At 54.7% G+C, this 23,656-nt stretch carries 25 protein-coding genes; 19 read left to right on the top strand and 6 right to left on the bottom strand.

The features are described 5' to 3' along the window. Positions 1-2 precede the first annotated feature (2 nt). The 12 genes from cbiT to I2G69_RS10595 all read left to right on the top strand — a co-directional run bounded on the left by cbiT (position 3) and on the right by I2G69_RS10595 (position 11,329). Positions 3-1,214: a precorrin-6Y C5,15-methyltransferase (decarboxylating) subunit CbiT gene (gene cbiT, locus I2G69_RS10540; RefSeq protein WP_191395334.1), complete on the top strand. Its 1,212-nt coding sequence runs from the start codon at positions 3-5 to the stop codon at positions 1,212-1,214. Beyond that, the gene (locus I2G69_RS10545) at positions 1,211-2,587 is read left to right on the top strand and encodes a cobyrinate a,c-diamide synthase (protein WP_195560746.1); all 1,377 of its coding nucleotides are present in this window, start codon (positions 1,211-1,213) and stop codon (positions 2,585-2,587) included. Before cbiT ends, I2G69_RS10545 begins: the two co-directional genes overlap by 4 nt. Beyond that, on the top strand, positions 2,584-3,642 hold the full coding sequence (gene cobT, locus I2G69_RS10550; RefSeq protein ID WP_087234852.1) for a nicotinate-nucleotide--dimethylbenzimidazole phosphoribosyltransferase: 1,059 nt from the start codon (positions 2,584-2,586) through the stop codon (positions 3,640-3,642). The genes I2G69_RS10545 and cobT overlap by 4 nt, the downstream gene beginning before the upstream one ends. Before the next feature lie 15 nt (positions 3,643-3,657). Then, positions 3,658-4,191 carry a bifunctional adenosylcobinamide kinase/adenosylcobinamide-phosphate guanylyltransferase gene (locus I2G69_RS10555; RefSeq protein WP_087234851.1) on the top strand — a complete coding sequence of 178 codons (534 nt, stop codon included), beginning with the start codon at positions 3,658-3,660 and terminating at the stop codon, positions 4,189-4,191. After that, positions 4,182-4,949, top strand: a complete 768-nt coding sequence (locus I2G69_RS10560; RefSeq protein ID WP_330610165.1) for an adenosylcobinamide-GDP ribazoletransferase — start codon at positions 4,182-4,184, stop codon at positions 4,947-4,949. Before I2G69_RS10555 ends, I2G69_RS10560 begins: the two co-directional genes overlap by 10 nt. 16 nt (positions 4,950-4,965) lie before the next feature. Continuing rightward, entirely contained in the window at positions 4,966-5,349 is a 384-nt protein-coding gene (locus tag I2G69_RS10565; protein WP_087234849.1) for a bifunctional adenosylcobinamide kinase/adenosylcobinamide-phosphate guanylyltransferase, read from the top strand. Further along, the gene (cbiB, locus tag I2G69_RS10570; protein WP_195560748.1) at positions 5,346-6,335 is read left to right on the top strand and encodes an adenosylcobinamide-phosphate synthase CbiB; all 990 of its coding nucleotides are present in this window, start codon (positions 5,346-5,348) and stop codon (positions 6,333-6,335) included. The genes I2G69_RS10565 and cbiB overlap by 4 nt, the downstream gene beginning before the upstream one ends. Further along, positions 6,326-7,387: a threonine-phosphate decarboxylase CobD gene (cobD, locus tag I2G69_RS10575; RefSeq protein ID WP_195560749.1), complete on the top strand. Its 1,062-nt coding sequence runs from the start codon at positions 6,326-6,328 to the stop codon at positions 7,385-7,387. The genes cbiB and cobD overlap by 10 nt, the downstream gene beginning before the upstream one ends. Position 7,388: 1 nt before the next feature. Continuing rightward, entirely contained in the window at positions 7,389-8,915 is a 1,527-nt protein-coding gene (locus I2G69_RS10580) for a cobyric acid synthase (RefSeq protein ID WP_195560750.1), read from the top strand. Continuing rightward, positions 8,908-9,540, top strand: coding sequence for a precorrin-8X methylmutase (locus I2G69_RS10585; protein WP_191395338.1), 633 nt, complete (start codon positions 8,908-8,910; stop codon positions 9,538-9,540). Before I2G69_RS10580 ends, I2G69_RS10585 begins: the two co-directional genes overlap by 8 nt. Continuing rightward, positions 9,537-10,379: a sirohydrochlorin cobaltochelatase gene (locus tag I2G69_RS10590; protein WP_191405805.1), complete on the top strand. Its 843-nt coding sequence runs from the start codon at positions 9,537-9,539 to the stop codon at positions 10,377-10,379. Before I2G69_RS10585 ends, I2G69_RS10590 begins: the two co-directional genes overlap by 4 nt. Before the next feature lie 167 nt (positions 10,380-10,546). Then, positions 10,547-11,329, top strand: a complete 783-nt coding sequence (locus I2G69_RS10595) for an alpha/beta hydrolase (protein WP_087234843.1) — start codon at positions 10,547-10,549, stop codon at positions 11,327-11,329. A gap of 186 nt (positions 11,330-11,515) precedes the next feature. Here the strand turns inward: I2G69_RS10595 and I2G69_RS10600 are convergent, their stop codons facing one another. Further along, positions 11,516-12,241: an MBL fold metallo-hydrolase gene (locus I2G69_RS10600; RefSeq protein WP_191395340.1), complete on the bottom strand. Its 726-nt coding sequence runs from the start codon at positions 12,239-12,241 to the stop codon at positions 11,516-11,518. A gap of 120 nt (positions 12,242-12,361) precedes the next feature. On the opposite strand from I2G69_RS10600, the gene I2G69_RS10605 reads away from it, so the two are divergent. Continuing rightward, positions 12,362-13,090 (top strand): M48 family metallopeptidase, encoded by a 729-nt coding sequence (locus I2G69_RS10605; protein WP_191362684.1) that lies wholly within the window; start codon positions 12,362-12,364, stop codon positions 13,088-13,090. On the opposite strand, the gene I2G69_RS10610 is transcribed toward I2G69_RS10605, so the two are convergent. The 4 genes from I2G69_RS10610 to I2G69_RS10625 all read right to left on the bottom strand — a co-directional run bounded on the left by I2G69_RS10610 (position 13,068) and on the right by I2G69_RS10625 (position 16,838). Next, positions 13,068-14,393 (bottom strand): MATE family efflux transporter, encoded by a 1,326-nt coding sequence (locus I2G69_RS10610; RefSeq protein ID WP_195560751.1) that lies wholly within the window; start codon positions 14,391-14,393, stop codon positions 13,068-13,070. The genes I2G69_RS10605 and I2G69_RS10610 overlap by 23 nt on opposite strands. Beyond that, positions 14,380-14,820 (bottom strand): MarR family winged helix-turn-helix transcriptional regulator, encoded by a 441-nt coding sequence (locus I2G69_RS10615; protein ID WP_195560752.1) that lies wholly within the window; start codon positions 14,818-14,820, stop codon positions 14,380-14,382. Before I2G69_RS10615 ends, I2G69_RS10610 begins: the two co-directional genes overlap by 14 nt. Positions 14,821-15,003: 183 nt before the next feature. Then, a complete protein-coding gene (gene nox / locus I2G69_RS10620) occupies positions 15,004-16,338 on the bottom strand; it encodes a H2O-forming NADH oxidase (protein ID WP_191395343.1) in 1,335 nt (444 codons plus the stop codon). A gap of 89 nt (positions 16,339-16,427) precedes the next feature. Next, positions 16,428-16,838: a hypothetical protein gene (locus I2G69_RS10625; RefSeq protein ID WP_191362880.1), complete on the bottom strand. Its 411-nt coding sequence runs from the start codon at positions 16,836-16,838 to the stop codon at positions 16,428-16,430. A 406-nt stretch (positions 16,839-17,244) separates the two neighbouring features. Here I2G69_RS10625 and I2G69_RS10630 point away from each other — a divergent pair, with 406 nt between their 5' ends. From I2G69_RS10630 to I2G69_RS10645, 4 genes are all read left to right on the top strand, one after another. Further along, complete coding sequence (locus I2G69_RS10630; RefSeq protein WP_195560753.1) at positions 17,245-17,889, top strand: polysaccharide deacetylase family protein; 645 nt, start codon at positions 17,245-17,247, stop codon at positions 17,887-17,889. A 47-nt stretch (positions 17,890-17,936) separates the two neighbouring features. Continuing rightward, positions 17,937-18,173, top strand: a complete 237-nt coding sequence (locus I2G69_RS10635; protein ID WP_191362879.1) for a hypothetical protein — start codon at positions 17,937-17,939, stop codon at positions 18,171-18,173. Between the two features lie 106 nt (positions 18,174-18,279). After that, positions 18,280-18,822, top strand: a complete 543-nt coding sequence (locus tag I2G69_RS10640; RefSeq protein ID WP_191521268.1) for a hypothetical protein — start codon at positions 18,280-18,282, stop codon at positions 18,820-18,822. Positions 18,823-18,925: 103 nt separating this feature from the next. Further along, positions 18,926-19,123 (top strand): alpha/beta-type small acid-soluble spore protein, encoded by a 198-nt coding sequence (locus tag I2G69_RS10645; RefSeq protein WP_054323039.1) that lies wholly within the window; start codon positions 18,926-18,928, stop codon positions 19,121-19,123. A gap of 84 nt (positions 19,124-19,207) precedes the next feature. Here I2G69_RS10645 and I2G69_RS10650 read toward each other — a convergent pair whose 3' ends face one another. Then, the gene (locus tag I2G69_RS10650) at positions 19,208-19,585 is read right to left on the bottom strand and encodes a BofC C-terminal domain-containing protein (protein WP_191362877.1); all 378 of its coding nucleotides are present in this window, start codon (positions 19,583-19,585) and stop codon (positions 19,208-19,210) included. Between the two features lie 107 nt (positions 19,586-19,692). On the opposite strand from I2G69_RS10650, the gene I2G69_RS10655 reads away from it, so the two are divergent. Next, positions 19,693-22,062, top strand: a complete 2,370-nt coding sequence (locus I2G69_RS10655) for a PBP1A family penicillin-binding protein (protein WP_195560754.1) — start codon at positions 19,693-19,695, stop codon at positions 22,060-22,062. A gap of 338 nt (positions 22,063-22,400) precedes the next feature. Further along, the gene (locus I2G69_RS10660) at positions 22,401-23,645 is read left to right on the top strand and encodes a homoserine dehydrogenase (RefSeq protein WP_195560755.1); all 1,245 of its coding nucleotides are present in this window, start codon (positions 22,401-22,403) and stop codon (positions 23,643-23,645) included. Positions 23,646-23,656: the final 11 nt, after the last annotated feature.

Here is a 23,656-nt window from a genome sequence, read left to right on the forward strand (position 1 = left end):
GCATGGCAAAGAAGATTTGGCTGGTAGGAATCGGCATGGGGAATCGGGATACCTTGACCATTGGCGCATGGAACATCTTAAAGAACTGTGACTGTCTGATCGGCGCCCAGCGGATGCTCGACGCTTTCCCAGAGCTTACCTGCCGTCGATTCGCAGCAACGGCTCCGGAAAAGATCGCTGCCTATCTCCAAGAACACCCGGAGTTCCAAACGATCGGCGTGGTGTTCTCCGGCGATGTGGGCTTTTACAGCGGGGCGAAAAAGCTGCGCAGTTTGTTTCCAGAGCATTTGATCGAGGAATGCTGCGGCATCAGCACGGTAGCCTACCTCTGCGCCAAGCTGCATACCCCTTGGGAGGACGTGCGCCTTGTGAGCGCGCACGGGCAGGCTTGCAACCTGGCGGGAGAGGTGCGCACCCATGAAAAGGTCTTTGTCCTGGCGGGAAAGGTTTCGGCGCAGGAACTGTGCAAAGCGCTTTGCCGGGCTGGGCTGGGCGGCGTGACCGTATCGGTGGGGGAACGGCTTTCATATCCGGAGGAGGCCATTACGACCGGTCCAGCGGAGCGGTTGTCCGGGCAGACATTTGATCCTCTCAGCGCCCTTCTCATCCAGAACCCCGCGCCTTTGTCCAATGACACTCTTGCATTCGGCTTGCCGGATGAGCGGTTCATCCGGGGAAACACGCCGATGACTAAATCCGAAGTCCGGTGTATCTCGCTTTCCCGGCTTCGCTTGCAACGGGAGAGCATCGCCTGGGATATTGGCGCGGGGACCGGTTCGGTGTCCATTGAGATGGCGTTGCAGGCGGCCCGCGGCATGGTGTATGCGGTGGAAAAGGATGCGGACGCATGCCAATTGATCGAGCAGAACCGGCGGCAATTTGCATGCACGAATTTGCGCGTTGTCCATGGGGCTGCGCCGGAAGTGTTGGACGGATTGCCTGCGCCCGACTGCGTTTTTGTCGGTGGGAGCGGCGGCAACATAGACGAAATCCTTCGGCTGGCTTTGCAGAGGAACCCGTATGTGCGGGTGGTAATCAATGCGATTACGTTGGAGACGGTGGCGGCGTCCATGCAGGCGTTGGAAGCGCTCGGCTTCGTGGATGTCGCCGTTTCGCAGATTACGGCTTCCCGTGCAAAGCGCGCTGGAGGCTATCATATGATGCTTGGACAAAATCCGGTGTATATCCTGAGCGGACAGGGGGCGGGACTATGACCGTCTATGCACCGCGCGTCCTGTTTGCAGCGCCGTCCAGCGGCGCAGGAAAGACAACGGTGACGTGTGCCATTCTGCGTGCTTTCCACCGCCGGGGCCTGCACCTTGCAGCATTTAAATGCGGGCCGGATTACATTGACCCTATGTTTCATCGGGAAGTGCTCGGCGTTCCTTCCACCAATCTGGATCTTTTCCTGTTGGGGGAGGACATGGTCCGGCAGATCCTTCTGGAACATGCGCGGGGAGCGGCATTTTCCTTGTTGGAGGGTGCGATGGGCTATTACGACGGGATCGGTTTCACCGAACGCGCAGGGAGTTATGACTTGGCGCGCGCGACCCGGACGCCGGTCGTTCTGATTGTGGATGGACGAGGTGCGGCACAATCCCTATTGGCGCAGGTGAAAGGCTTCCTGACCTATCGGACGGACAGTCGGATTGCAGGCGTTATCTGGAACCGGTTGTCTCCAAGCTTGTATCCCGCTTTGCAGCAGCGTCTGGAGCAGGAATTTGGAATCCGGTCCCTGGGCTTTTTGCCGAAGATGGATGCGGCTGTTTTGGAGAGCCGCCACCTCGGGCTGGTCACGGCGGCGGAGGTGGACGAGCTCCAACAGAAGATGGACTGTTTGGCGGAGCAGGCGGAGCGCACCGTCGATTTAGACGGCCTTCTTGCCGTCGCGCAACAAGCGGAGCCGCTTTCGCAAGAGGGTTTGGAGCTTCCAGAAAGGGGACGTGGCCGTCCGCGGATTGCCGTAGCGCGCGACCGGGCGTTCTGCTTTTATTATGCGGATTCCCTGCGGTTGTTGGAGCGCCTGGGGGCGGAGCTTTGTTTGTTTAGCCCTCTGACGGACGCCGCCTTGCCGCCGGGATGCAGTGGGATGCTGCTGGGCGGTGGGTATCCGGAGCTCTACGCGGCGGAATTGGAGCGCAACGCCCCGATGCGGGAGAGCGTGCGCGCCGCCGTACAGGACGGGATGCCGTGTGTAGCGGAATGCGGCGGATTCTTATATCTGCATCGGACGCTGGAGGACGCGCAGGGGATTTCCCATCAAATGGTGGGGGCGATTGCAGCGGATGGCAAGAGGACTAACCGGCTGCAACGCTTCGGCTATGCGACGTTGACCGCTCTTAGGGATAATCTCCTTTGCAAGGCCGGGGAGCGCATCCCCATCCATGAATTTCACTATTGGGAGAGCACGGACAGCGGGAATGCATTCCAGGCGGAAAAGGCATCCAATGGCCGGACATGGCCCTGCATCCATGCGGCTGAAACGCTGTTTGCCGGTTTTCCACACATACATTTTTGTTCCAACCCACGCTGGGCCCAACGTTTTTTGGCGGCGTGTGTACAATATGAGGAGGCGCAAAAATCATGACATTGGAGGAGACGCTTCGCCGGATTGTTCCTGCGGATCGTTCGATCGAAGAAGAGGCTTGGCGGCGCTGGGATAGCATCGCAAAGCCCTTGCGCGGATTGGGACTGCTCGAAGAGGCAGTCGCGCGCATCGCCGGGATGACGCGCACGGTGGAGGTAGACCTCAGCCGCCGTGCCGTTGCCGTCTTCTGCGCGGACAACGGTGTGGTGGAGGAGGGCGTGACACAGACCGGGCAGGAGGTCACGGCGGTGGTCACAGAGAATCTCTCCAAGGGGGACACCAGCGTTTGCAAAATGGCGCGCGTCGCCCATGCGGATGTGTTTCCCGTGGACATTGGCGTAAAGTGTGCGGTTACAGGGGAAAACATCCTTCCCCGCAAGGTCGCTCACGGAACGCGCAACATGACCAAGGGCCCGGCCATGACAAGGGAAGAGACGGTGAAAGCCTTGGAGGTTGGGATCGAGCTGATGCAGGACCTCAAACAACAGGGATACCGGATTGTCGCCACAGGCGAGATGGGGATCGGCAATACGACGACCAGCAGCGCGGTGGCTTCGGTCCTGCTTGGACTGCCTCCGGAAGAGGTCACAGGCAGGGGCGCGGGACTTTCCTCCGAGGGCTTGGCGCGTAAGAGGCTTGCGGTCCGCCGAGCGATTGCCTGCAATGCACCGGACCCATCGGATGCGTTCGATGTTTTACAAAAGGTCGGTGGACTCGATTTGGCGGGAATGGCTGGGGCGTTTCTCGGCGGTGCGGCTATGCAGATGCCCGTGGTGATCGACGGCTTCATCTCGGCGGCGGCCGCTTTGCTTGCCGCCCGCATGTGTCCTGCAGTGGTGGATTATATGCTTGCCTCCCATGTATCCGGGGAGCCGGCGGCCCGCCTGCTTTTGCAGGAGCTGGGGTTAACCCCCTTTTTAACGGCGAATATGACCTTGGGAGAAGGCACCGGCGCGGTGGCGGCCCTTCCGCTTTTGGACATGGCTTGTGCGGTATATGGCACGATGCGGACGTTTGAGCAGATTTCCATTGAGCCCTATCAGCCGTTGCACTGAGGGAGGGGACAACCGGTGTTTGTTTTGGTTACGGGCGGTGCGGCCAGCGGGAAATCCGCCTATGCGGAAAACCTGCTTCTCCGGTCGCCGGCATCCCCGAAATGTTATCTTGCAACCATGTTGGCGCAGGATGCGGAAAGCCGGGCGCGCGTGGAGCGTCACCGCGCCATGCGAAAAGGGAAAGGGTTTCTGACGCTGGAATGCCCTTTTGCTTTGGAGACGCTTGTTGTTCCAAAGAATTCCGCTCTATTGTTGGAATGCCTGTCCAACCTCTTGGCAAATGAATGCTTTTGTCCGGAAGGGGCAGGGGAACATGCGCAGGAAGCTATTTTGCGGGGGATCGAACGCCTCTGTTCCGCGGCGGCGGACATCGTCGTCGTTTCCAATGAAATTTTTTCGGATGGCACTCCGTACGACCCATCCACGCAGGCTTACATTGCACGTTTGGCGCACCTGAATGCGGCTCTGGCGCAAAGAGCAGACACTGTCGTTGAGGTGGTCTGCGGGATACCCATTGTACAGAAAGGGAGGGAATGGCTGTGCACCTGATAAAGTCCTGCCTGATCGCCTTTTCCATGTATTCGCGCATCCCCATGCCGCGAACCGAATGGCAGGAAGAGGATATGCGCTATGTCATGTGCTTTTTCCCCTTGATCGGCCTGGCGATTGGCCTGGTGCTCTGCGGTTGGGTCTGGTTGGCCGGGCGTTTGCAGATTGGAGCGGCGCTCTTTTCCGGAGTTGCTACGGCGCTTCCCGTGTTGATCACCGGGGGAATCCATTTGGATGGCTTTTGCGACACGCTGGACGCCCTGAGTTCCCGGCAGCCGCAGGAGCGAAAGCTCGAAATTCTAAAGGACTCCAACAGCGGCGCGTTTGCCGTCATCGGCTGCGGCCTGTATTTTCTGCTCACCTTTTGTTTCTGGATGGAGTGGTATCCGCAGGGCCGGTATACATGGATGTTGGCTTTGGGATTTGTCCTTTCCAGAACGTTGAGCGGCCTATCGGTCGTGCGGTTTCCCTGTGCAAAGAACAGCGGCCTGTTGGCGATGTTCTCCCATGCGGCCGCCAAAAAGCGCACGGCATGGGTCTTATTCGGTTACCTAATCCTGTGCGGCGGAGCGATGCTCCTGTTTGGAACGTTCGTGGGGGCGGCGGTGCTTTTGCTCGCTCTGGGAGTGTTTGGATATTATCATCATGTTTCCTGCAAAGAATTTGGCGGGACGACCGGCGATGTAGCGGGCTGGTTTCTGCAATTGTGTGAACTGGCGCTACTCGCTGGAATGGTGCTTTTACAAAAATGGATTTGAAGAAGGAGGGAGCCGCATGCGGCTGGTCATAGGCGGAGCGTACCAGGGGAAATTGCACTGGCTTCTACAGCAGACGGGATATACATCCTCCGACGTTGCATATACACTGGCGGATGCGCAGCGGAAAACGATCCTCGCTGCCCTGCATTTGGAGATCCGCAAACTGCTGGAAGAGGGGCGGGAGCCCATGCGGGAAGTTGAAGCGCTTTTGCGGGAGAATCCCCACATCGCCGTTGTGTGCGACGAGATTGGATGCGGCGTGGTGCCGGTGGACGCCTTTGAGCGGGCATGGCGCGAGGAAACAGGGCGCATTTGCTGCATGCTGGCGGAAAGGGCTGCGCGCGTCGACCGAATCTTCTGTGGAATTGCCACCTGCCTCAAACAGGAGGGAACCCCATGACAGCCTGGTTGTTTTTGTTGCCGCTGCCTTTAGGTTTCCTGTTGGACCTCTGTTTTGGCGACCCTCATTGGATGCCGCATCCGGTGCGCGCCATTGGATGGTTGATCGCCTGGTTGGAAAGGCTTCTGCGCGGTTTGTTCCCCAAAACGCCCAAAGGGGAGCGTTTGGCGGGCGTTTTCCTGGCGATACTGGTTCCTCTCTTCACCAGCGGGACGGGGATTATGCTCTTGTGGGGGGCATATGCGGTTCATCCCGGGCTTTGGCTTGTTTTGGAAACGCTGTTTTGTTACCAGCTTTTAGCGGCGAAGGCGCTCCGGGTGGAGAGCATGAAGGTCTACGACCGGCTGCGTGCGAACGATTTGCCCGGTGCGCGGCGGGCTGTTTCCATGATCGTGGGACGCGATACACAGGCGCTCACAGAGGAAGGCGTGACCAAGGCGGCCGTCGAGACGGTCGCGGAAAACACTTCGGACGGGGAGATCGCCCCGCTGTTGTTTTTGGCCTTAGGCGGCGCACCGTTCGGGTTATTTTACAAAGCGGTCAATACCATGGACTCCATGGTTGGATATAAAAACGAAAGGTATCTCTATTTTGGCTGGGCGGCGGCCAAGCTGGACGATGTACTCAACTGGATTCCGGCGCGGTTGTCGGCCTGGCTGCTGGTGGTCTCTGCATATTTGCTCGGCATGGATGGGAGGAATGCGGCGCGCATCTATAAACGGGATTGCCGCAAGCATGCCAGTCCAAACAGTGCGCAGACGGAAGCGGCCTGCGCGGGCGCTCTGCGCGTCCAGCTGGCGGGCGACGCCTATTACTTTGGAACGCTCTACAAAAAGCCGACGATCGGGGACAATCTGCGGCCCATCTGTACAGAGGATATCCGCCGGGCAAACCGGTTGCTTTATGCGGCGTCTTTCTTGGCGCTGGCCCTTTTGCTTGTTATGCGCCTGGGAATCGGAATTTTTGGAGGCTGGCTATGCATCTGATACACGGCGGCGACGTATATTCTGCGCGTCAAAAGATGAAACAGGAACCGCTCGATTTTTCTGCGAACATCAACCCGATGGGGATGCCGCCGGGGGCTGTCCGCGCGGCGGCGGATGCGTTGCAGCAATGTACGCAGTATCCAGACCCACTTTGCCGGGAATTGCGTGCAGCGCTTGCGGCGTATGAGGGCATCCCAGCGGAACAGATCGTCTGTGGAAACGGTGCGGCGGATCTGATTTTTCGGATCGTCGCGGCCACGCATCCTCGAAGGGCGCTGCTGTTGGCGCCGACCTTTGCAGAGTACGAGCAGGCGCTCCGCGCGATGGATTGTTCCATCGCGTATTTTCCTTTGCAGGAGAGCGAGGGATTTGTGTTGCCCGAAGCATTTTTACAGCAGCTGACGCCGGAGATCAATTTGCTCTTTCTCTGCAATCCAAACAATCCCACGGGACGGACGGTGCCTCCAGCGCTGTTACGGGAAATCTGGAAACGCTGCGAAGAAGCCGGTATCCTCCTTGTGGTGGACGAATGCTTCAACGAGTTTCTGGAACATCCAGAGCGGAATACGCTAAAAGGCGTGCTGAAACCGGGGACGAATGCCGTAATTCTCAAGGCGTTTACAAAGAGCTTTGCCATGCCGGGCCTGCGCCTGGGGTATGGACTTTGTGGAAACAAGTCCTTGGCGGAACGGATTTTCTTCTGCGGGCAGCCGTGGGGCGTGTCCATCCCGGCACAGGCGGCGGGGATTGCCGCGTTGCAGGAGCAGGGATATTTGGAGCGCATGCGGCACCTGATTCAAACGGAACGGCGTTGGCTTTCGGAAAACCTTGCCCGGTTGGGATTGTGCGTTTTCCCGTCGGAGGCAAATTATATCCTATTCCGCACGGAGACAGAGATCCCTCTGCGGGAGAGAATGGAACAGCACAGCGTGCTCATCCGCGCCTGCGGCAATTACCGCGGGCTGGACGACCGCTACTACCGCATTGCTGTGCGCGGGCATGGCGAAAATGAACATTTGATAGCGGCGCTGAAATGCGCCTTGGAGGAATAACATGGCGAAAGCAATTATGGTACAGGGCACGATGTCCAATGCGGGAAAGAGCTTCCTGGTGGCGGGGCTTTGCCGGATCTTCCGGCAGGATGGCTACCGGGTGGCGCCATTCAAATCGCAGAACATGGCGCTCAACTCGTTTATCACAACGGAAGGGCTGGAAATGGGCCGGGCGCAGGTTATGCAGGCCGAGGCCGCCGGCGTGGAGCCCAGCGTGCGGATGAACCCCATTTTGCTGAAGCCGACCAACGATACGGGTTCCCAGGTGATCGTCAATGGCGTGCCCATCGGGAACATGGATGCGGCGGTGTATTATCAATATAAACGAAAGTTGGTCAAGCCGATCATGGAGGCATATGACTCCCTCGCAGCGGAAAACGACATCCTGGTGCTGGAGGGAGCGGGGAGCCCTGCCGAGATCAACCTCAAGCAGGAGGACATCGTAAACATGGGGATGGCAAAACTGGCCCATGCGCCGGTGCTCCTGGCAGGGGACATCGACCGCGGCGGCGTGTTTGCTTCCCTATACGGGACGATGGCCTTGTTGGAGGAATCGGAACGCACCATGGTGAAAGGGATGATCATCAACAAATTCCGCGGGGATGTCGAGCTGCTAAAGCCCGGCTTGCGCATGTTGGAGGAGCGGACGCATGTGCCCTTTGTGGGGGTGGTGCCCTATCTTCCCATCGAATTGGACGACGAGGACAGCCTGTCGGAACGGCTGTCCGGACGGCCCAAAGAGGGGGTGCTGGACCTGGTGGTGATCCGCTGGCCGAAGGTCTCGAATTTTACGGATTTCAACCCATTGGCCCGCATCCCCGGTGTAACATTGCGGTATGTGGACCGCCCGGAATGCTTTGGGGAGCCGGATCTCGTCCTGCTGCCCGGCACCAAAAATGTGATGGGCGATCTCGCTTGGATGCGCAGCAACGGGTTGGAGAATTGCGTCCGGCAGTATGCGTTCCAAGGAGGCCCGGTTCTGGGAATCTGCGGCGGGTATCAGATGCTGGGGATGACCATCCGCGACCCAGAGCAGGTGGAGGGCGGCGGCTCCATGCAGGGGATGGGCCTTCTGCCGGTCGATACGGTCTATGTGAGGGAAAAGGTGCGTACCCGCGTGCGCGGCACAGTGCTGCCGGTGGGCGGTCTGCTGCGGGAACTGTCCGGCGTGCCGTTCATTGGATATGAGATTCACATGGGGCGCACAACACGGCGGGAAGGTGCAGCTCCTTTTGCAGTCCTACAGGAGCCCGGCGGCGCGGAAAAGGAGGACGGCGCAGTCTGCGGGAATGTCTACGGCACCTATGCGCACGGCTTTTTCGATGCGGAACCCGCCAGCGCCTTGGCGCGCATTTTGCTGCGGAAAAAAGGCTTCGATGGGGACGCTATTCAGTCGGTTGACGCCCATGCGTTTAAAGAACAACAATACAACCAGTTGGCGGACGCCCTTCGGACGCATCTGGATCTAAAAAAAATCTATGCCATCTTGGAACAGGGCTTGTCAGAAGGGGGAGAAGCGGATGTTTGAAACCATCTTGCCAGAAGAAATTGAACAGCGCAGTTTCGCTATCATCGAAGAAGAACTGGGGGAGCAGGTACTCAATCCGGTACAGGCCCCTGTCATAAAGCGTGTCATCCACACCACGGCGGATTTTGACTATGTAGAAAACTTGTGTTTTTCCGAGCAGGCGGTGGAAAAGGGTGTCAGAGCCCTAAAAGACGGCGCGTGCATTGTAACCGACACAGAGATGGCGCGTGCGGGAATCAACAAGAGGGCCCTCGCCCGCTTTGGTGGAGAGGCGTTTTGCTTCATATCCGATGAGGAGGTCGCGCGCGAGGCAAAGGCCCGCGGCGTCACTCGCGCCAGCGTCAGCATGGAGCGGGCGGCTTCTTTACATAGGCCTTTGGTCGTTGCAATCGGCAATGCGCCCACGGCGCTCGCCCGCTTGTACGAATTGACCCGTGAGGGGAAAATCTCTCCCGAGCTGGTGATCGGCGTGCCCGTGGGATTTGTCCATGTGGTAGAGGCCAAAGAGCTGTTTTTACAGAGTGAAGTCCCCCATATTGTCGCGCGCGGCAGAAAAGGCGGCAGCAATGTGGCGGCCGCGATCTGCAATGCGATGCTCTATCTGGCAGGGGGGCGAACCCTATGAACGTTACAGAAACCATTGTAGTAAATGACGCAGCAACATTGGAAAGGAGCGATACCGTGAGCAGAAATGCAATTTTAGCGGTGAGTTTTGGCACGGTTCACACAGAGACACGGGATAAGACGATTGGTGCGATTGAACAGACCATGCGGGAAGGGTTCCCAGGCTGGGAGGTGCGGCGCGCCCTCACAAGCCCGACCATTCTGCGAAAGCTGGCGGCAGCAGGAGAGCCTACGGCCAATCTTTGGCAGGCGTTGGGGCAGCTGCGGGAGGAAAGCGTTTCCCGGGTGGTGTGCCAATCCACTTATGTGGTCAACGGGGAAGAGCAGGAGACGATGGTGCGCGAAGCGGAAAAATGTGCGCATTGGTTTGACCAGCTTGTCTGTGGCACTCCGCTTTTGACATCGCAGGAAGATCTCGAAGCGGTAGCTCGCGCCATTGAAGCGGAATTTTCCGGCCTTTCTTCGGAAGAAGCGCTTGTATTGGTGGGACATGGGACAAGGCACAGCGCGAACACGGCCTATGCCGCATTGGAATATGTCTTTCACGATCACGGCGCCTGTAATATTTTTGTGGGGACGGTGGAATCCTACCCCGGGCTTTCGTCAGTGCTCCGCCAGGTGGACCGCTTAAAGCCGCAAAAGGTGACCATTGCACCGCTGATGGTTGTCGCGGGTGAACATGCGCGCAACGATATGGCCGGGGAGCGCCATTCCTGGAAGGCAGCTTTTGAAGAGCGAGGGTATCCGGTGCAGGCTATCCTGAAGGGGCTGGGGGAATATCCGGGCATCCGTGCGGTTTACGCCGCCCATGCGAGGCAAGCGGCGGAACAACTGCAATAAAGAAGTAAAGAGACTGGTTTTCTTTTGCGGGTTTCACAGGGCAAAGAAATTCTCTGTGAAAACCCAATACATACGCCTGAAATGGATGTTGGGATTCCCATAGCCGTTTTGAGGCGGAAACGATATACAAACATGAAAAGGAAACCCGTAAAGGAGGGAATCTTTCGATGATTTTACGCGGAACCGTCTTTTCCAACATCTTGGGGAAGGACACTGGGATCACCATTGTGACGCCCGGCAATTTGCAGGAAGGCGGTCCCTATAAAGTGGCGTATCTTCTGCACGGCTTGTGCGGTGATAGCGCAACTTGGGTGGACGATTCCATGCTTCCGGTCTATGCGCGGGAAGGGCGCACGATTTTTATTCTTCCGGACGCGGCCAGAAGCTTTTACAGCGATATGCGGCATGGCCCGCGCTACTTTACGTATTTGGTGGAAGAATTGCCGCAGCTTTGCAAAGCGGTCTTTCAGATCTCCGCCCGCCGGGAGGATACGGCCATTCTTGGCGCATCCATGGGTGGCTATGGCGCGCTTAAGTGCGCGTTGTCCCGGCCCGAGCAATACGGGATGTGCGGGGCGTTTTCTTCCGCCTGCCTTTTTTTGAAAGATGGCCTTGCAGAGCAGCAAAAACCTGGAGGCAAGCAGGCGTTTATTGAGCAGTATGGGGAGCAGCTATACCTGGACTTCCTCGCAATCTTTGGCGAAGAACTGGAGTGGAAGCCGGAATACGAGTTATTGGAGTTGGCAAAGCGGTTTCAAAATAAGGAGAGCAAGCCAGCAATCTATATGACCTGTGGCAGCAGTGATTCATTCCAGCCATCCCACACGCAATTCCGAAAAGAGATGGAACCCCTGGGCTTTGATTTTCAATATGAGGAATGGCCGGGAGGGCACGACTTTTTCTTCTTCGACCATTCGTTAAAGCGTGCGATCCATCATTTTGGGCTGTAGAAACGGAACGATATTCCGCATCGTAAGGCCGGGAGAAGCGGCAGCGTTCTCCGTGTATCTTGCGGTCACGGCTGAAAGAGAATGGCTTTTTCAAATAAATGAAGATTGAAGGGGCGTTTGCGCGAGATAGATGCAAAAAATCCGCCATGGGCAAGAATCAAAGCCCATGGCGGATTGTCGTTTGATTTAAGGAAGGAAAAGCTGGAAAAGCTGGCCCCGGTGGGAAATCTGCAAAATACGATCCCGATAGGAGGCTGTGCGGGGATCGTGACCGATGCGGTCGAAGATGGAACCATTGGACCCAAAGTGCATGGGGACGATCCAACGGGCGCCCACCTGCTTCATAAAATAGTCCAACCCCAATAGGGCATTTTCCTCCTGGCGTGGATCGACCGGGATGAAAGCGATGTCGATGGATTCCCCCTTTAAGGAGTCGATCTGTTGTTGATACCGGCGGGCCATCGCGCGATTGGCTTCCTCCGGTTCGTCGTTCCAGTGCCACCAGTTGAGGTCCCCGGCGTGATACAGGCAAAGCCCGTCCGCCTTGACCAGGAAAGCGACGCCTAAATCGGTGGAATCCAAGGTGCGCACCTCCAGGCCGCCAAGCGGGTAGGTTTTGCCTGCTTTAACGGAAAGGACGTCTTCTTTTGTTGCAATTTCATCCGCAAGGATATAGCGAATCTGTGGATTTCCTTTACGCCATTGGAAAATGGCTGGATTGTAGTGGTCGCCGTGGCTATGGGATACGAAGACAACCACGTCGCGGCCTTGCAGCATCGAAGGGGAGACAACTCCCTGGTCCGGCCCACAGCCGCGCGGTGTATCCAAGTAGTAATCGAAAATAAACAGGTGGGACGCGGTTTCGACCGCGAATCCGCTGTGGTATAGATATTGGATAGAAACGGACGGCATCTTTTTCCCTCCATTCACGTTTCAATGGAACTGGCAGACGCGTTCCAAATTGCATCTGCAATTGAGATTGATTATAATGGGTTCGAAGGGAACTGTCAATGAAAAGGATGAGCGATAAAGATGGAACGAACGGTCTTATGCAACGGGGAACCATTGCAGTACCAGCTACACTATAAAAAAGTCAAGAATGTAAATATCCGGGTCGTTTCGGGAGGCGTGGTACAGGTTTCTGCCAGCCGCCGGGTCGGAGCGGCGGAAGTGGACCGGATTGTTCAAAAAAAGGCCGATTGGATTGCCCGCGCGAAGGCGTATTATGCCAGCCGTTCTGAGGAACCACAGATGCCCCGCGTTTATGCGGCGGGAGAACCTGTGTGCCTTTTAGGGCGGAGGTACCGGCTTCGGATAGAACCCTCCGACCGGGACCGGGCGGCCATCCAAGGGGAAGAGGTCGTACTCTTTTTACGAAACCCCGAAAACGAATCCCAACGCAAAAAGGTGTTTGAGGCTTGGTACGGCGGCTTGTGCAGGGATCTCTTTGAAGCGGCGGCAAAGCGCGTTTATCCGCTTTTTCAAGCCTATCGAATCCCGATGCCCTCCTTTCGCATCCGGCGGATGAAAACGCGATGGGGGAGCTGTTCCCCGCAAAAACGCGCAGTGACGCTGAATCTCTATCTGGCCCAAGCGCCGGTTCCCTGCGTCGAGTATGTGATCGCACATGAGCTGGCCCATTTGGTGCAGCCCAATCATTCGCCCGCGTTTTATGCGGTGTTGGATGCGGTCATGCCGGATCACCGGGAACGCAAACAGCTTTTACGCGAGCAGAAGATCAACTGTTCTGGGAGTCCGTGAGCGCCGTTTTGGTTGTATGCTGCTTTTCTTTCCAAATCAGGAGAAGGCTGGCCGCTGCGGTTACGATCTGAGAGATCGGGACTGCCAGCCAGGTCCCTTGGATTCCAATGGCGGCTGGAAGGGCGAGCAGCAGGAGTAATAAAAGCAGAGGTTCCCCATAGATTAGCAGATATGCGCGTACACTCTGATTGACTGCATAGAAAAAAGCCGTTGTTACTCTGGAAATGCTGACAAACAAGAACCCCACGATAAAGATAGGCAGGATGCGCGCGACCTCCTGCGTTACCTGCGGGGAAGCGCCGAAGATTTTTGCAGCGTTTTCCCGCGTAAAGAACAGGCCGGCCATGCAGATTGCCGACACAATCCCGGCAAATTGGTACCCCAGATTGCGCACAGCTTTTGCACGAGGAAAATCCCCCTCTCCATAGGCGAGGCTGACCAAAGGCTGGCTGCCGTCGCTGACGCCTTGCAGGAGGAGCATCACCACACAGGAAATGTAGCTGACGGTGGCATAGCAGGTGACAGCCATTGTGCCGCCGAATAGGGCTGCGCTCTTATTGACCAGAATCAAGGTAATATTGGGAGAAAAGGTCAACCCGAATGGGGAGAGTGCAACGCTCAGAACATGTTTTGTAAAGAAGCACTGTTGCTTTTCAAATTGGAAACAGGGGCGCGCTTTTTTCCAAATAAAGAACAGTACGCACACCAAAAAAGTCATCGCTTGCCCAATGACCGTGGCAACTGCCGCGCCCATCATCCCCCAGGGGAGAACCCATACAAACAAGTAGTCCAGAAAAATATTGGTCAGAAATCCCACAACCATGGCAGCCATGGCGGTGACGGAGCTTCCCATGTTGCGGATAAAGGGGACCAGCCCCGTCCCCAATACCTGGAAAATGGCGCCGTAGCTGATATAGAGCAAATATTCCTTTCCCAGTGTTTCAATTTCGCCGGTAGCGCCGAAAAGGTGAAGGACAGCCGGGGCGCCCAATAAGAATAGCACGGTCAAAAGAATGCCCGCCAAAACAAGCAGGATGAGGGACATCCCAAAAAATTGATTGCCACGTTTTTCGTTTTTGTTCCCGATGCTGATGGTGTAGCTGACAGCGCCGCCCATGCCAATCCCTGTGCCCACGGCTTGTAAGAACGCCGTAAGCGGATATGCCATATTGATAGCGGCGAGGGCGTTATCTCCCAGCGCATTCCCCACAAAAAAGCCGTCGGCAATGGCATAGATTCCCGATAGGGCAAACGCCAGCATAGACGGGATTACATAGCGGAAAAATTCTTTATGTATCTTCATTGAGGCCGGCCTCCTGGAAATATTGGTTGTATCGCCTTGTATATTCAATTAACGCATTTGCCCGCTCCGCACCGAGCTTTTTCCAGACAGCCCGTTCGCAGCGCTGTAATTCACCGGCAATTGCACAGATGTTTTTTTCTCCGATTGGCGTTAGACAGATTGTTTTATTCCTTCGGTCGCCTTCACAGGGAGTAAGTTCAACCCATCCGTGTTGCACAAACGCTTTTAAAATAGTATGAACGGTCTGTTTGGGAAGCTGCCAAACTTGGCAGATGTCCTTTTGTTTACAAGCGGATTTATCTGCCAAAGACAGGATGACAAGCAGTTCGTAATACGATAGCCCATGCTTTTTCGCCCATTTCTCGTATAAAGCGTTTGTCTCCTGCCAAAGAGTGGTATACAATTTTATTTGTTCTGCAATTTTCATTGGTGGTATGCCTCCTGTATAGTCCGCAAACAGACTAATTCTAACATAGAAAAATGCGCGCGTCAAGGAAGTACCTTGGTGTGATAGTTTAAAATGGGCCAGCCTAAAGGGAGCTTTTTAAAAATAGCAAAAATAAAATCCGGACTCTTTACCATTTCAGGAAAGAATCCGGATTTTATCCGTTTATTCTGCGTTTAATGCAGCCATAGTAATATAGTTGTAAGGTTGGTTAAAATGCGGCAGGAAGAAGAGATCCAGGAGCTTCAGGCGGTCGATGGTGACCTTCTCCTGAATGGCCAGGGAGAAGAGGTGAATCCCCATGGAAATGTCATAGCGGGAGGCCATCTGCGCGCCGACGATCACGCGGTTATCCCGACGGTAAACAATCCGGATCTTCACCTTTTCATTATGGTTCATAAAGCGTGGCTTTTGGTAGTCCTCGAAATCGGCGGCGCACACATCCAACCCATACCGCCGCGCTTTTTCGAGGGAGAGGCCGGTAGAAACCATATTGAATCCCCAGATGCTGATTCCGTTCGATCCCTGGACGCCTTCCGTCTCGATTTGACCGCCGCAGGCGTTTACTGCGGCAACGATGCCGGAGCGCACCGCATTGCTGGCGAGTGCGATGTAATTCACGTCTCCGGTTGAATTGTCATAGACGGTCGCGCAGTCGCCAATGGCGTAGACGTCCGGCAAATTGGTGCGCTGCTGCCGGTTGACCCGATATGCGCCGTTGCGGAAACGCTCCAGCCGCTCCCCGCCGAGCTTCGAATTGGGACGGAATCCAACGGCCAGCACTGCCATGTCCGCGTCGTATTCGTTTTGATCTGTTAGGATTTTTTCTACACGGTTTGTGCCTTCTATCCGTGTGACGCTTTCGCCAAAGGCCAACTGGACGCCATTTTTTTCCAGCGCTTTGGACATCAAGCTTGTGAAATCGCTGTCATAGTATCCGGACAGGCAAGTGGGCGCACAGTCGATCAAGACAACCTCTTTGCCATTGCGCTTAAATGCCTCCGCCAGCTCCACACCGATGTATCCGGCCCCAATGACGGCGACCTTCTGTATTTGATCGGTGTGGAGTTTTTGGATGACCTCGTCCGCATCCTGGTACCGTTTGACCAATTGGACGTTTTCCAAGTCTTTGCCGGGAATATCCGGGATGATTGGTTGGGAACCGGTTGCCAAAATCAATTTTTCATATGGTTCTTCATAGCGGGCGTGGTCGTAACCCTCCGCATAGACAATCTTACGGTCAAAATCGATTTTTGTCACCGTGGTCAGCATGTGCACAAGAGCGCCTTTTTGTTGTAGAAGCTTTTGTGAGGAATAGAACAACCCTTCCGGCCCGGAGATTTGGCCGCCGATCCAGAGCGCCATGCCGCACCCCAAAAAACTGATGTTGGAATTGGCGTCGAAAACCACCACCTGATGTTGGTCAGGGGCTGTATCCAAGATGGTGTTGACCGCGGCGGTTCCGGCGTGATTGGCGCCGATTACAACAATTTTACTCATGACAGAATCCCTACTTTCCTGTTTATCCTCCTGTATACAGGGGGATCTCACCGTTTAGTATGTGCGGGATTTTCGGGATCATCCCTGCGTCACAGAGAACTCTCGGCGCGATCCTGTGCGATCAAAAGCCCAAAGCGGATCATTCCCGCGATCAGTACCAAAAGATTGGCAGTGTGGTTGAGAGATGAGGTGTGGATTTGTTTGGGATTGCCCTGCTGCTTTGCTTGACAAACGGTTTTCCCAGAGAGGCCCACATAAAAGGTAAGGGCAAGCAGGATCAGAATGCTGGAAAAGGTCTGGATGGGGAGCGTCTCCGGCAGGCACTTGCACAGAGCCGGATCCGTCGCCGTGCACACCAGTTTTTGTTTCATGAGGCTTACCGAATAATAGGACAGCAGAATGGCACAGACGGTGACCATGATAAACCACTGTGATCGGGTGAGAACCTGCAGCTGCCGGGTTACATCGGCGGGCAGGGACTGAATTCCTTTCTCGGACATCGCATTTCACCTCCATTTTTGATAAAATAAGAGAGGTCTTTCTCAGTTTATGCGAAGCCCGAGAAAGCGGCCGCATATTCCACAATGCCCTTGCATATCCATTTTGCAGACATGTGCATGGTAAGGCATGGAACTTTTCCCTTTTGCACATGGATGGACAGCGGTAAGAAGGGTGGCGTGGTTATGCAGGAAAGACCAGGGAAACCGGTCTCCAAGAAGGAACAGGGTAGGCAGATATTTGTACGGCGTACCGAACAGGCCATGAAGCGTTTCTTTCAGAATAAAGGACAAACTCCTCCGGTACAACGGTAGGCGTTCGCTCCGGCTATGTACGGAAATGGTATTGTTCTGGCTGCCACGCAAGCGGCTGCTTTCCTTATTCTGTGGAGTATTAGCGATCTTCGTTGTGTTTTATTTGACTATATACCAGATCGCCCCCATCATGGCCGATGCACAGAAGATACAGGAACCCGTCTGCCGTGTGGATACGGCGGAAAAGCAGGTTGCCCTGTCCTTTGACGTGGAGTGGACGGACGTACAGACTGGGGAATTGCTCCGCATTCTAAAGAAGTACCGGGCCAAAGCGACCTTTTTTGTCGTGGGGCGCTGGGCGGAAACGCACCACGAATCCGTCCTTCAGATTGCCATGGCGGATTGTGAACTGGGAAGCCATTCCATGGCCCATTCGAATATGCAGAAGCTTACTCCGGAAGAGCAAGCGGAGGACTTGCAGGCATGCAATCGCGTCTTGGAGCAGATCACCGGAAAAAAGCCCGGGCTTTTTCGCGCGCCCTATGGGGCATATAGCCCGGAGCTCCTTTCCGCTGCACGTGGGGAGGGGATGCTTTCCATCCAATGGGACATCGATTCCTTGGACTGGAAAAATCTTCCTCCCGAGCAGATCTGCAATCAGATCGTGGAGCAGATTCGTCCGGGTTCCATCGTGCGGTTTCAGAGCAGCGCGCTTAATACACCCACTGCTTTGGAAAGCCTATTGGAGATTCTTCAAAATGAGGGATATACATTTGTAACCGTCTCGGAGCTATTTTAGCGCTTCAATATTTCAATGTTATATAGAAAACATGGGAGGCAGGAAAGATGGCACGGATTACCCATATTCGCAAATGCAGCCGGCCGATCCGTGTGGAAAGCCGCACGGTGATGGACATCAACACGAACGATGCGTATTTTTCCATGTGGGTTCATGCAGCTGGGCAGGAAATGGGAATGGATTTGCGCCCTCTCAGCATCCAGTTGGACCGGGAGATGGCGCAGCATCTGCACGATTATCTGGAGGACTTTCTCTCCAAAGGGCATTGGAAAGAGAACCCATAATTTTGTTCGTCTTTTTACATAATATCCAGAGGAATGGTACATACTGCACTTGTGTCGTCCCGGTTTCAGAATGTTCGGCTTCGGCCGGTTTGGAGCGTGCAAGTGAATGACCGATATTCTTCTCTGTGGGAAAAGCAACGACCAGTCCATTGTGAAAGCACTTTTGCCAGCCCTAGCAAGATATGGGGGCGTGCGGTATATCCATCCGGAACTTCTCCGAAGGGTCGGCAATGGCGAGGCGCGCTTTTTGGTCTGCGACTGTGAGCGAATCCCAAAGGTGGAAGGAAGCAGCGGGATTTTATTTTTAAAAAACAGTTTTGATTCGGACATGCCAATTGCCATCCCGGACGGATTCCTTTGTGCATTTGAACCACAAAACCAGCGTGCGGCAGCATTATTGCGTGCTGCAGGGGCGGCGGCTGTGACCTGTGGGATGTGCGCCAAAGAAACGCTTTCTATCTCTAGCCTCGATTATGGCGCGGCGGCACTTAGCCTGCAACGAAGCATCACAACGGTCAGCGGCGACGTGGTAGAGCCGCGGGATATCACAGTGGAACTCCATTCGGCAGTCAGTCCCCGCCAGATGCTTGCGGTATGTATGGTGCTGTTGATGGCGGGCGTGGATTCCTCCTATGGATACGTCATTTAAAAACCCTACAAAAATTGACAATCATAAAACAACGCATGGTACGCAAAATAGGAAGGCAAACGCAAAACAAATTCAAAAACAAAATTTTAAGGAGTGTTTTATGATGTCTAGATCGAATAATAAGAATGTTGTTCCGGAAGCTCGTGCGGCTCTCGATAAGTTTAAGATGGAAGCTGCTGCAGAGGTCGGTGTGAACCTGAAGCAGGGTTACAATGGCGATTTGACTTCCCGTGAGGCTGGTTCCGTCGGCGGCCAGATGGTCAAGACGATGATCCAGCGTTATGAGGAAAACATGAAATAAAACCTTCCCCATTTGAAAAACGCCACGCCAGCAGGTGTGGCGTTTTTGTGTGTTAAGAGAAAGGGGGACCGCTGAAATCTGGCGCTAACTTTCGTAGTCCTCAATCAAGCGGTTGAGGTGTTCCCGATCCGTTACGCGGATGCCTTCCTCCAAAAGAACCTGGTCGGCCTCGGGGAGAAGGCCGACATCTACATCCAATTCCTCAAAGGGGACTTTGCTGTCATTCAGGAAGATGCCGATGCGCCCTTCGTATGTGCGCACAGTATACACAGTGACATGGCTTGCCATGGCGTACGCACCGCTGCTTTCTTGACTTGACAATGTCTCAGGGGTATAATACAGTATATTTGAGCTGGATTCTTCTGCCGTTTCTGGAAGGAACCACCGTTGTGGATAGCCCATCAGCAGCAGGGCGAGAACCAGGACGTCCAGACAGGCCAGCACGATCATCAGTTTTTTCACAGATCATCACCTCATGGGTATTATTTGGAAAATTCGGTAAAATATACAGGACCCCGCACTTTCTGATTGTGCGCGGGATGTCCGGAGAGTGTGAAAGGAGGCGCAATATGCGAAAAACCGACATCAGCAAGTTCAGCAATACCGGCCCCGTGCAGGACAACAGCGCGTCCGATACCGCACGGTCGATCGGGAAAATTCTGGCAAAAGCGTTGATTACGCTGCTGGCAATTTTGATGATCACAGGAACCATCGTGGGGGCGTTTTTGGTCTCCTTCATTTGGAGTATGAAGGATGAAACGATGGCCTATGACCTCAATAAGCTCAAGCTCAACTACACAAGCTTCATCTATGTTTACGATGAAAACGGGAACCCGGTGGAGTATCAGAGCCTCTACAGCAATGAAAACCGCGTCTGGGTAGACTACGGCCAGATCCCCCAGGCAATGAAGGATGCCATTGTCGCCATCGAGGACAAGCGCTTTTGGGAACACAATGGCGTGGATTGGCGGCGCACGCTGGGCGCTGTGACGCAGCTTTTTTCAGAGGGCAGCAGCTACGGCGGCTCTACCATTACCCAACAGCTCATTAAGAATGTGACAGGCGATAAGGACGTCAGCCTGACCCGCAAAGTGAAGGAAATCTTCCGCGCGTTGAATCTGAACAAAGAGTACAGCCGGGAACAGATTCTGGAGGCATACCTCAATGTGGTCAATTTTGGCAGTGGCACCAATGGGGTACAGGCGGCGGCGAACCTCTATTTTGGTAAGGACATCCAGGATTGCGATATCGCAGAATGCGCTGCAATTGCTGGAATTACCCAGAATCCGTCGCGGTATACGCCCCTGGTACACCCGGAAAACAACATGGAACGCCAGCAGGTCGTTTTAGGGGAAATGTATGACCAGGGAAAGATCACCAAGGCGGAGTATGACGAGGCGATGGAGAAGTCCCGCCACATGACGTTTGTCGGCAAAAAGCAGGAGAGCGGCGGTGGCAGCACAGAGATCTGGAACTGGTACGTGGAGACCATGTTTGAGGATGTCAAAGAGGACCTGATGGAGCTGTACAGCTGCACCAGTGCGAAGGCGGAGGACATGATTTACCACGACGGTTTGAAAATTTACTGCGCAATGGATCAGGAAATGCAGAGCATTGCAGAATCCTTTGTAAACAACACGGAAAACCTGCCGCAAAACCAGGAGATCGACCTAGGTTATATTGCGATGGATTACGATGGGCGTGTACTGGCGGTGGTCGGTGCGCGCGAAAAGACGCGGAACCGTCCGTTGAATCTGGCGACCGATGCACAGCGGCAGCCTGGTTCCACGATTAAGCCGATCGGCGTTTATGCGCCCGCGATCGAACTGGGGGCCATCAATTATTCAACGATCGTAGAAGATGCGCCATTGGAAAATTGGAACGGTGATAAGCCGGGTCCCAACAACTTTGACAACCGGTATTTAGGAAATATGACGGTGGAATTTGCGCTGGAGAACTCCAGAAACGCACCGGCGGCGCGTATCTGTAAGGAGATTACGCCAGAAGTTGGGTATACGTTCCTAAAGGATAAGCTCCATTTCACGAGCCTACAACCAGCGGATAACAACATCGCGCCGATCGCCATAGGCGGAATGAGCGAAGGCGTCACCGTGCGTGAGATGACGGCGGCGTTCCAGATTTTTGCGAACGGCGGGAAGTTTACAGAACCGTATACGTACTATTATGTAGAAGACCATGATGGAAACGTGATTCTGGACAACCGGAACAAGGAGCCTGTACAGGCGATTTCTTCCACAACATCGTCGATTATGCATCACTTGCTGAACCGCGTAATCACCGGTTCGCAGGGCAGCGGCCGCCGGGCGGCGATCTCCGGTTGGGAAGTGTTTGGTAAAACCGGCACGACAAACGACCAGAAGGATAGCTGGTTCATCGGCGGTACGCCCTATGCCCTTGCGGGCATCTGGACGGGGTATCGCGATACGCCGACAGCGATGAACAACACGGAAACCAAGTATGCCATCTCCATTTGGCAGGGAATCATGTCGCAGTACTTGGAGAATAAAGAGCCACTGGAATTTACCTATGACGAAAATGTTGTTTCGGCGACGTTCTGCCAGCAGAGCGGCAAACTGGCGACGGGGAGCTGTCCCAGAACGGGGACCGGTTGGTACAAAAAAGACGAAATGCCAGAAAGATGTGATATGGAACATCCTGTTGAAGGGGATGAGACCTCGTCGGCCGGGGACGAAGGTGAGACGCCGGAGGGAACAACGCCGACAGATCCCGCAACCTCCTCGCAGGTGACAGAACCATCAACGGATTCCAGTCTGCCGGAGGAAACAGAACCCGTGCCGGAAGCCCCCTCGCAGCCTGCCCAGGTTCCGTCCCAGGAACCGGAAGAGAATATGGACAATAATGTTGTGGTGACGCCCGGGGACGACACTTTACCGCCGGGAATTGTGCCTGTGGGCTGATGGAATGTTTGAGAAATCTGTGGGGATGCGGAAACGCATCCCCTCTTTTCGTTGCATTTTTGACAACAGTTTTATAAATTACTCTGTTAAAGCAAAGATTGTTGTGTTTTTTGATATTGAATGTCCGTTTAAAAAATGGTAAACTGTAAACATGTTTCTGTGCTCTTGGAGCGGGGAATCTGTTTTTGTATGTTTGCAGAACATCCCTTGAGGATAGCAAATGCCGGTGGCCTTTTTGAAGGGCGGTCGGGGAAAGAGCAGTAAAAATTTGCCCATTTACAAGTTGGTAAAGTTGGGCGAGAGTGACGAACATAGAGAATAGGGAGTGCTGGTGAAAAATGGTTCAGATAGCAGTTATGGGCTACGGTGTAGTCGGTTCCGGCGTGGTAGAGGTCCTTACGACGCATACGGAACACATTGCAAAGCGTGCAAAAGAAGAGATTGGGATCAAATATATTCTGGATTTACGGGAATTTCCGGACAGCCCCTTTGCGGATAAATTCACCAAATCGTTTGACGATATCATAAACGATCCAGAAGTCCGCGTGGTAGTGGAAGTGATGGGCGGCTTGCATCCGGCGTTTGAATATTCGATGCGCTGCATGGAAGCCGGCAAGAGCGTTGTGACGTCCAACAAGGAGCTGGTGGCAACGAAGGGCGCGGAGCTTTTGAAGGTAGCGCAGGAAAAGAACGTGAACTTCCTCTTTGAGGCCAGTGTGGGCGGCGGCATCCCGATCATCCGTCCGATCAGCCAGTGCCTGGCAGCCAACGACGTTATTGAAATCGCGGGTATTTTGAACGGTACGACGAATTTCATTTTGACCAAGATGATCCATGATTCAATGGATTTCCAGGATGCATTGGCTTTGGCGCAGAAGCTGGGCTACGCGGAGCGCAATCCCGCTGCGGATGTCGAGGGCGCCGATGCATGTCGGAAGATTTGTATTTTGGCTTCTCTGGCGTTCGGACGCCATGTGTATCCGGAGCAAGTCCACACGGAGGGCATTACCAATATTTCGCTCGCCGATGTCGAGTATGCTGAGCAGTGGGGCGGCGTGGTAAAGTTGATTGGCCGTGTGAAGCAGATGGAGAGCGGAAAGCTTCAGATTATTGTATGCCCGATGTTCATTCCGCGCGAAAGCCAGCTTGCCAATGTGGACGACGTATTTAACGGTATCATGGTACGCGGGGACTCCACCGGCGACGTGGTGTTCTACGGCAAGGGCGCAGGAAAACTGCCCACGGCTAGCGCGGTTGTGGCCGACGTGATCGATTGCGTCAAACATTTTAAGGCGAGAAAGTACCTCTTCTGGGGAGAAGGAAGCCCGGATTATGTGGAGGATTATCTCGACGACAAGGTAAGCATGTACGTGCGCGCACATACGGACAACGAGGCACTTGCCCTTGGCAATGCCAACCATCTCTTGGGGAAGATCAACCATTTGACGCGCAAGAATGCACCTGCTGGCGAAATCGCCTTTGTCACGGAAACCATGCCGGAGCGTGCCATTGTGGAGAAGCTGAAGAAGCTTTCCGAGCTGGGCGTGACCATCGAGAATACCATCCGCATCGGAGAACTGTAAATGACATATAG

Origin of the sequence: Anaeromassilibacillus sp. D41t1_190614_C2, from assembly GCF_015558525.1 — a bacterium.
GTDB lineage: Bacteria > Bacillota > Clostridia > Oscillospirales > Acutalibacteraceae > Anaeromassilibacillus > Anaeromassilibacillus stercoravium.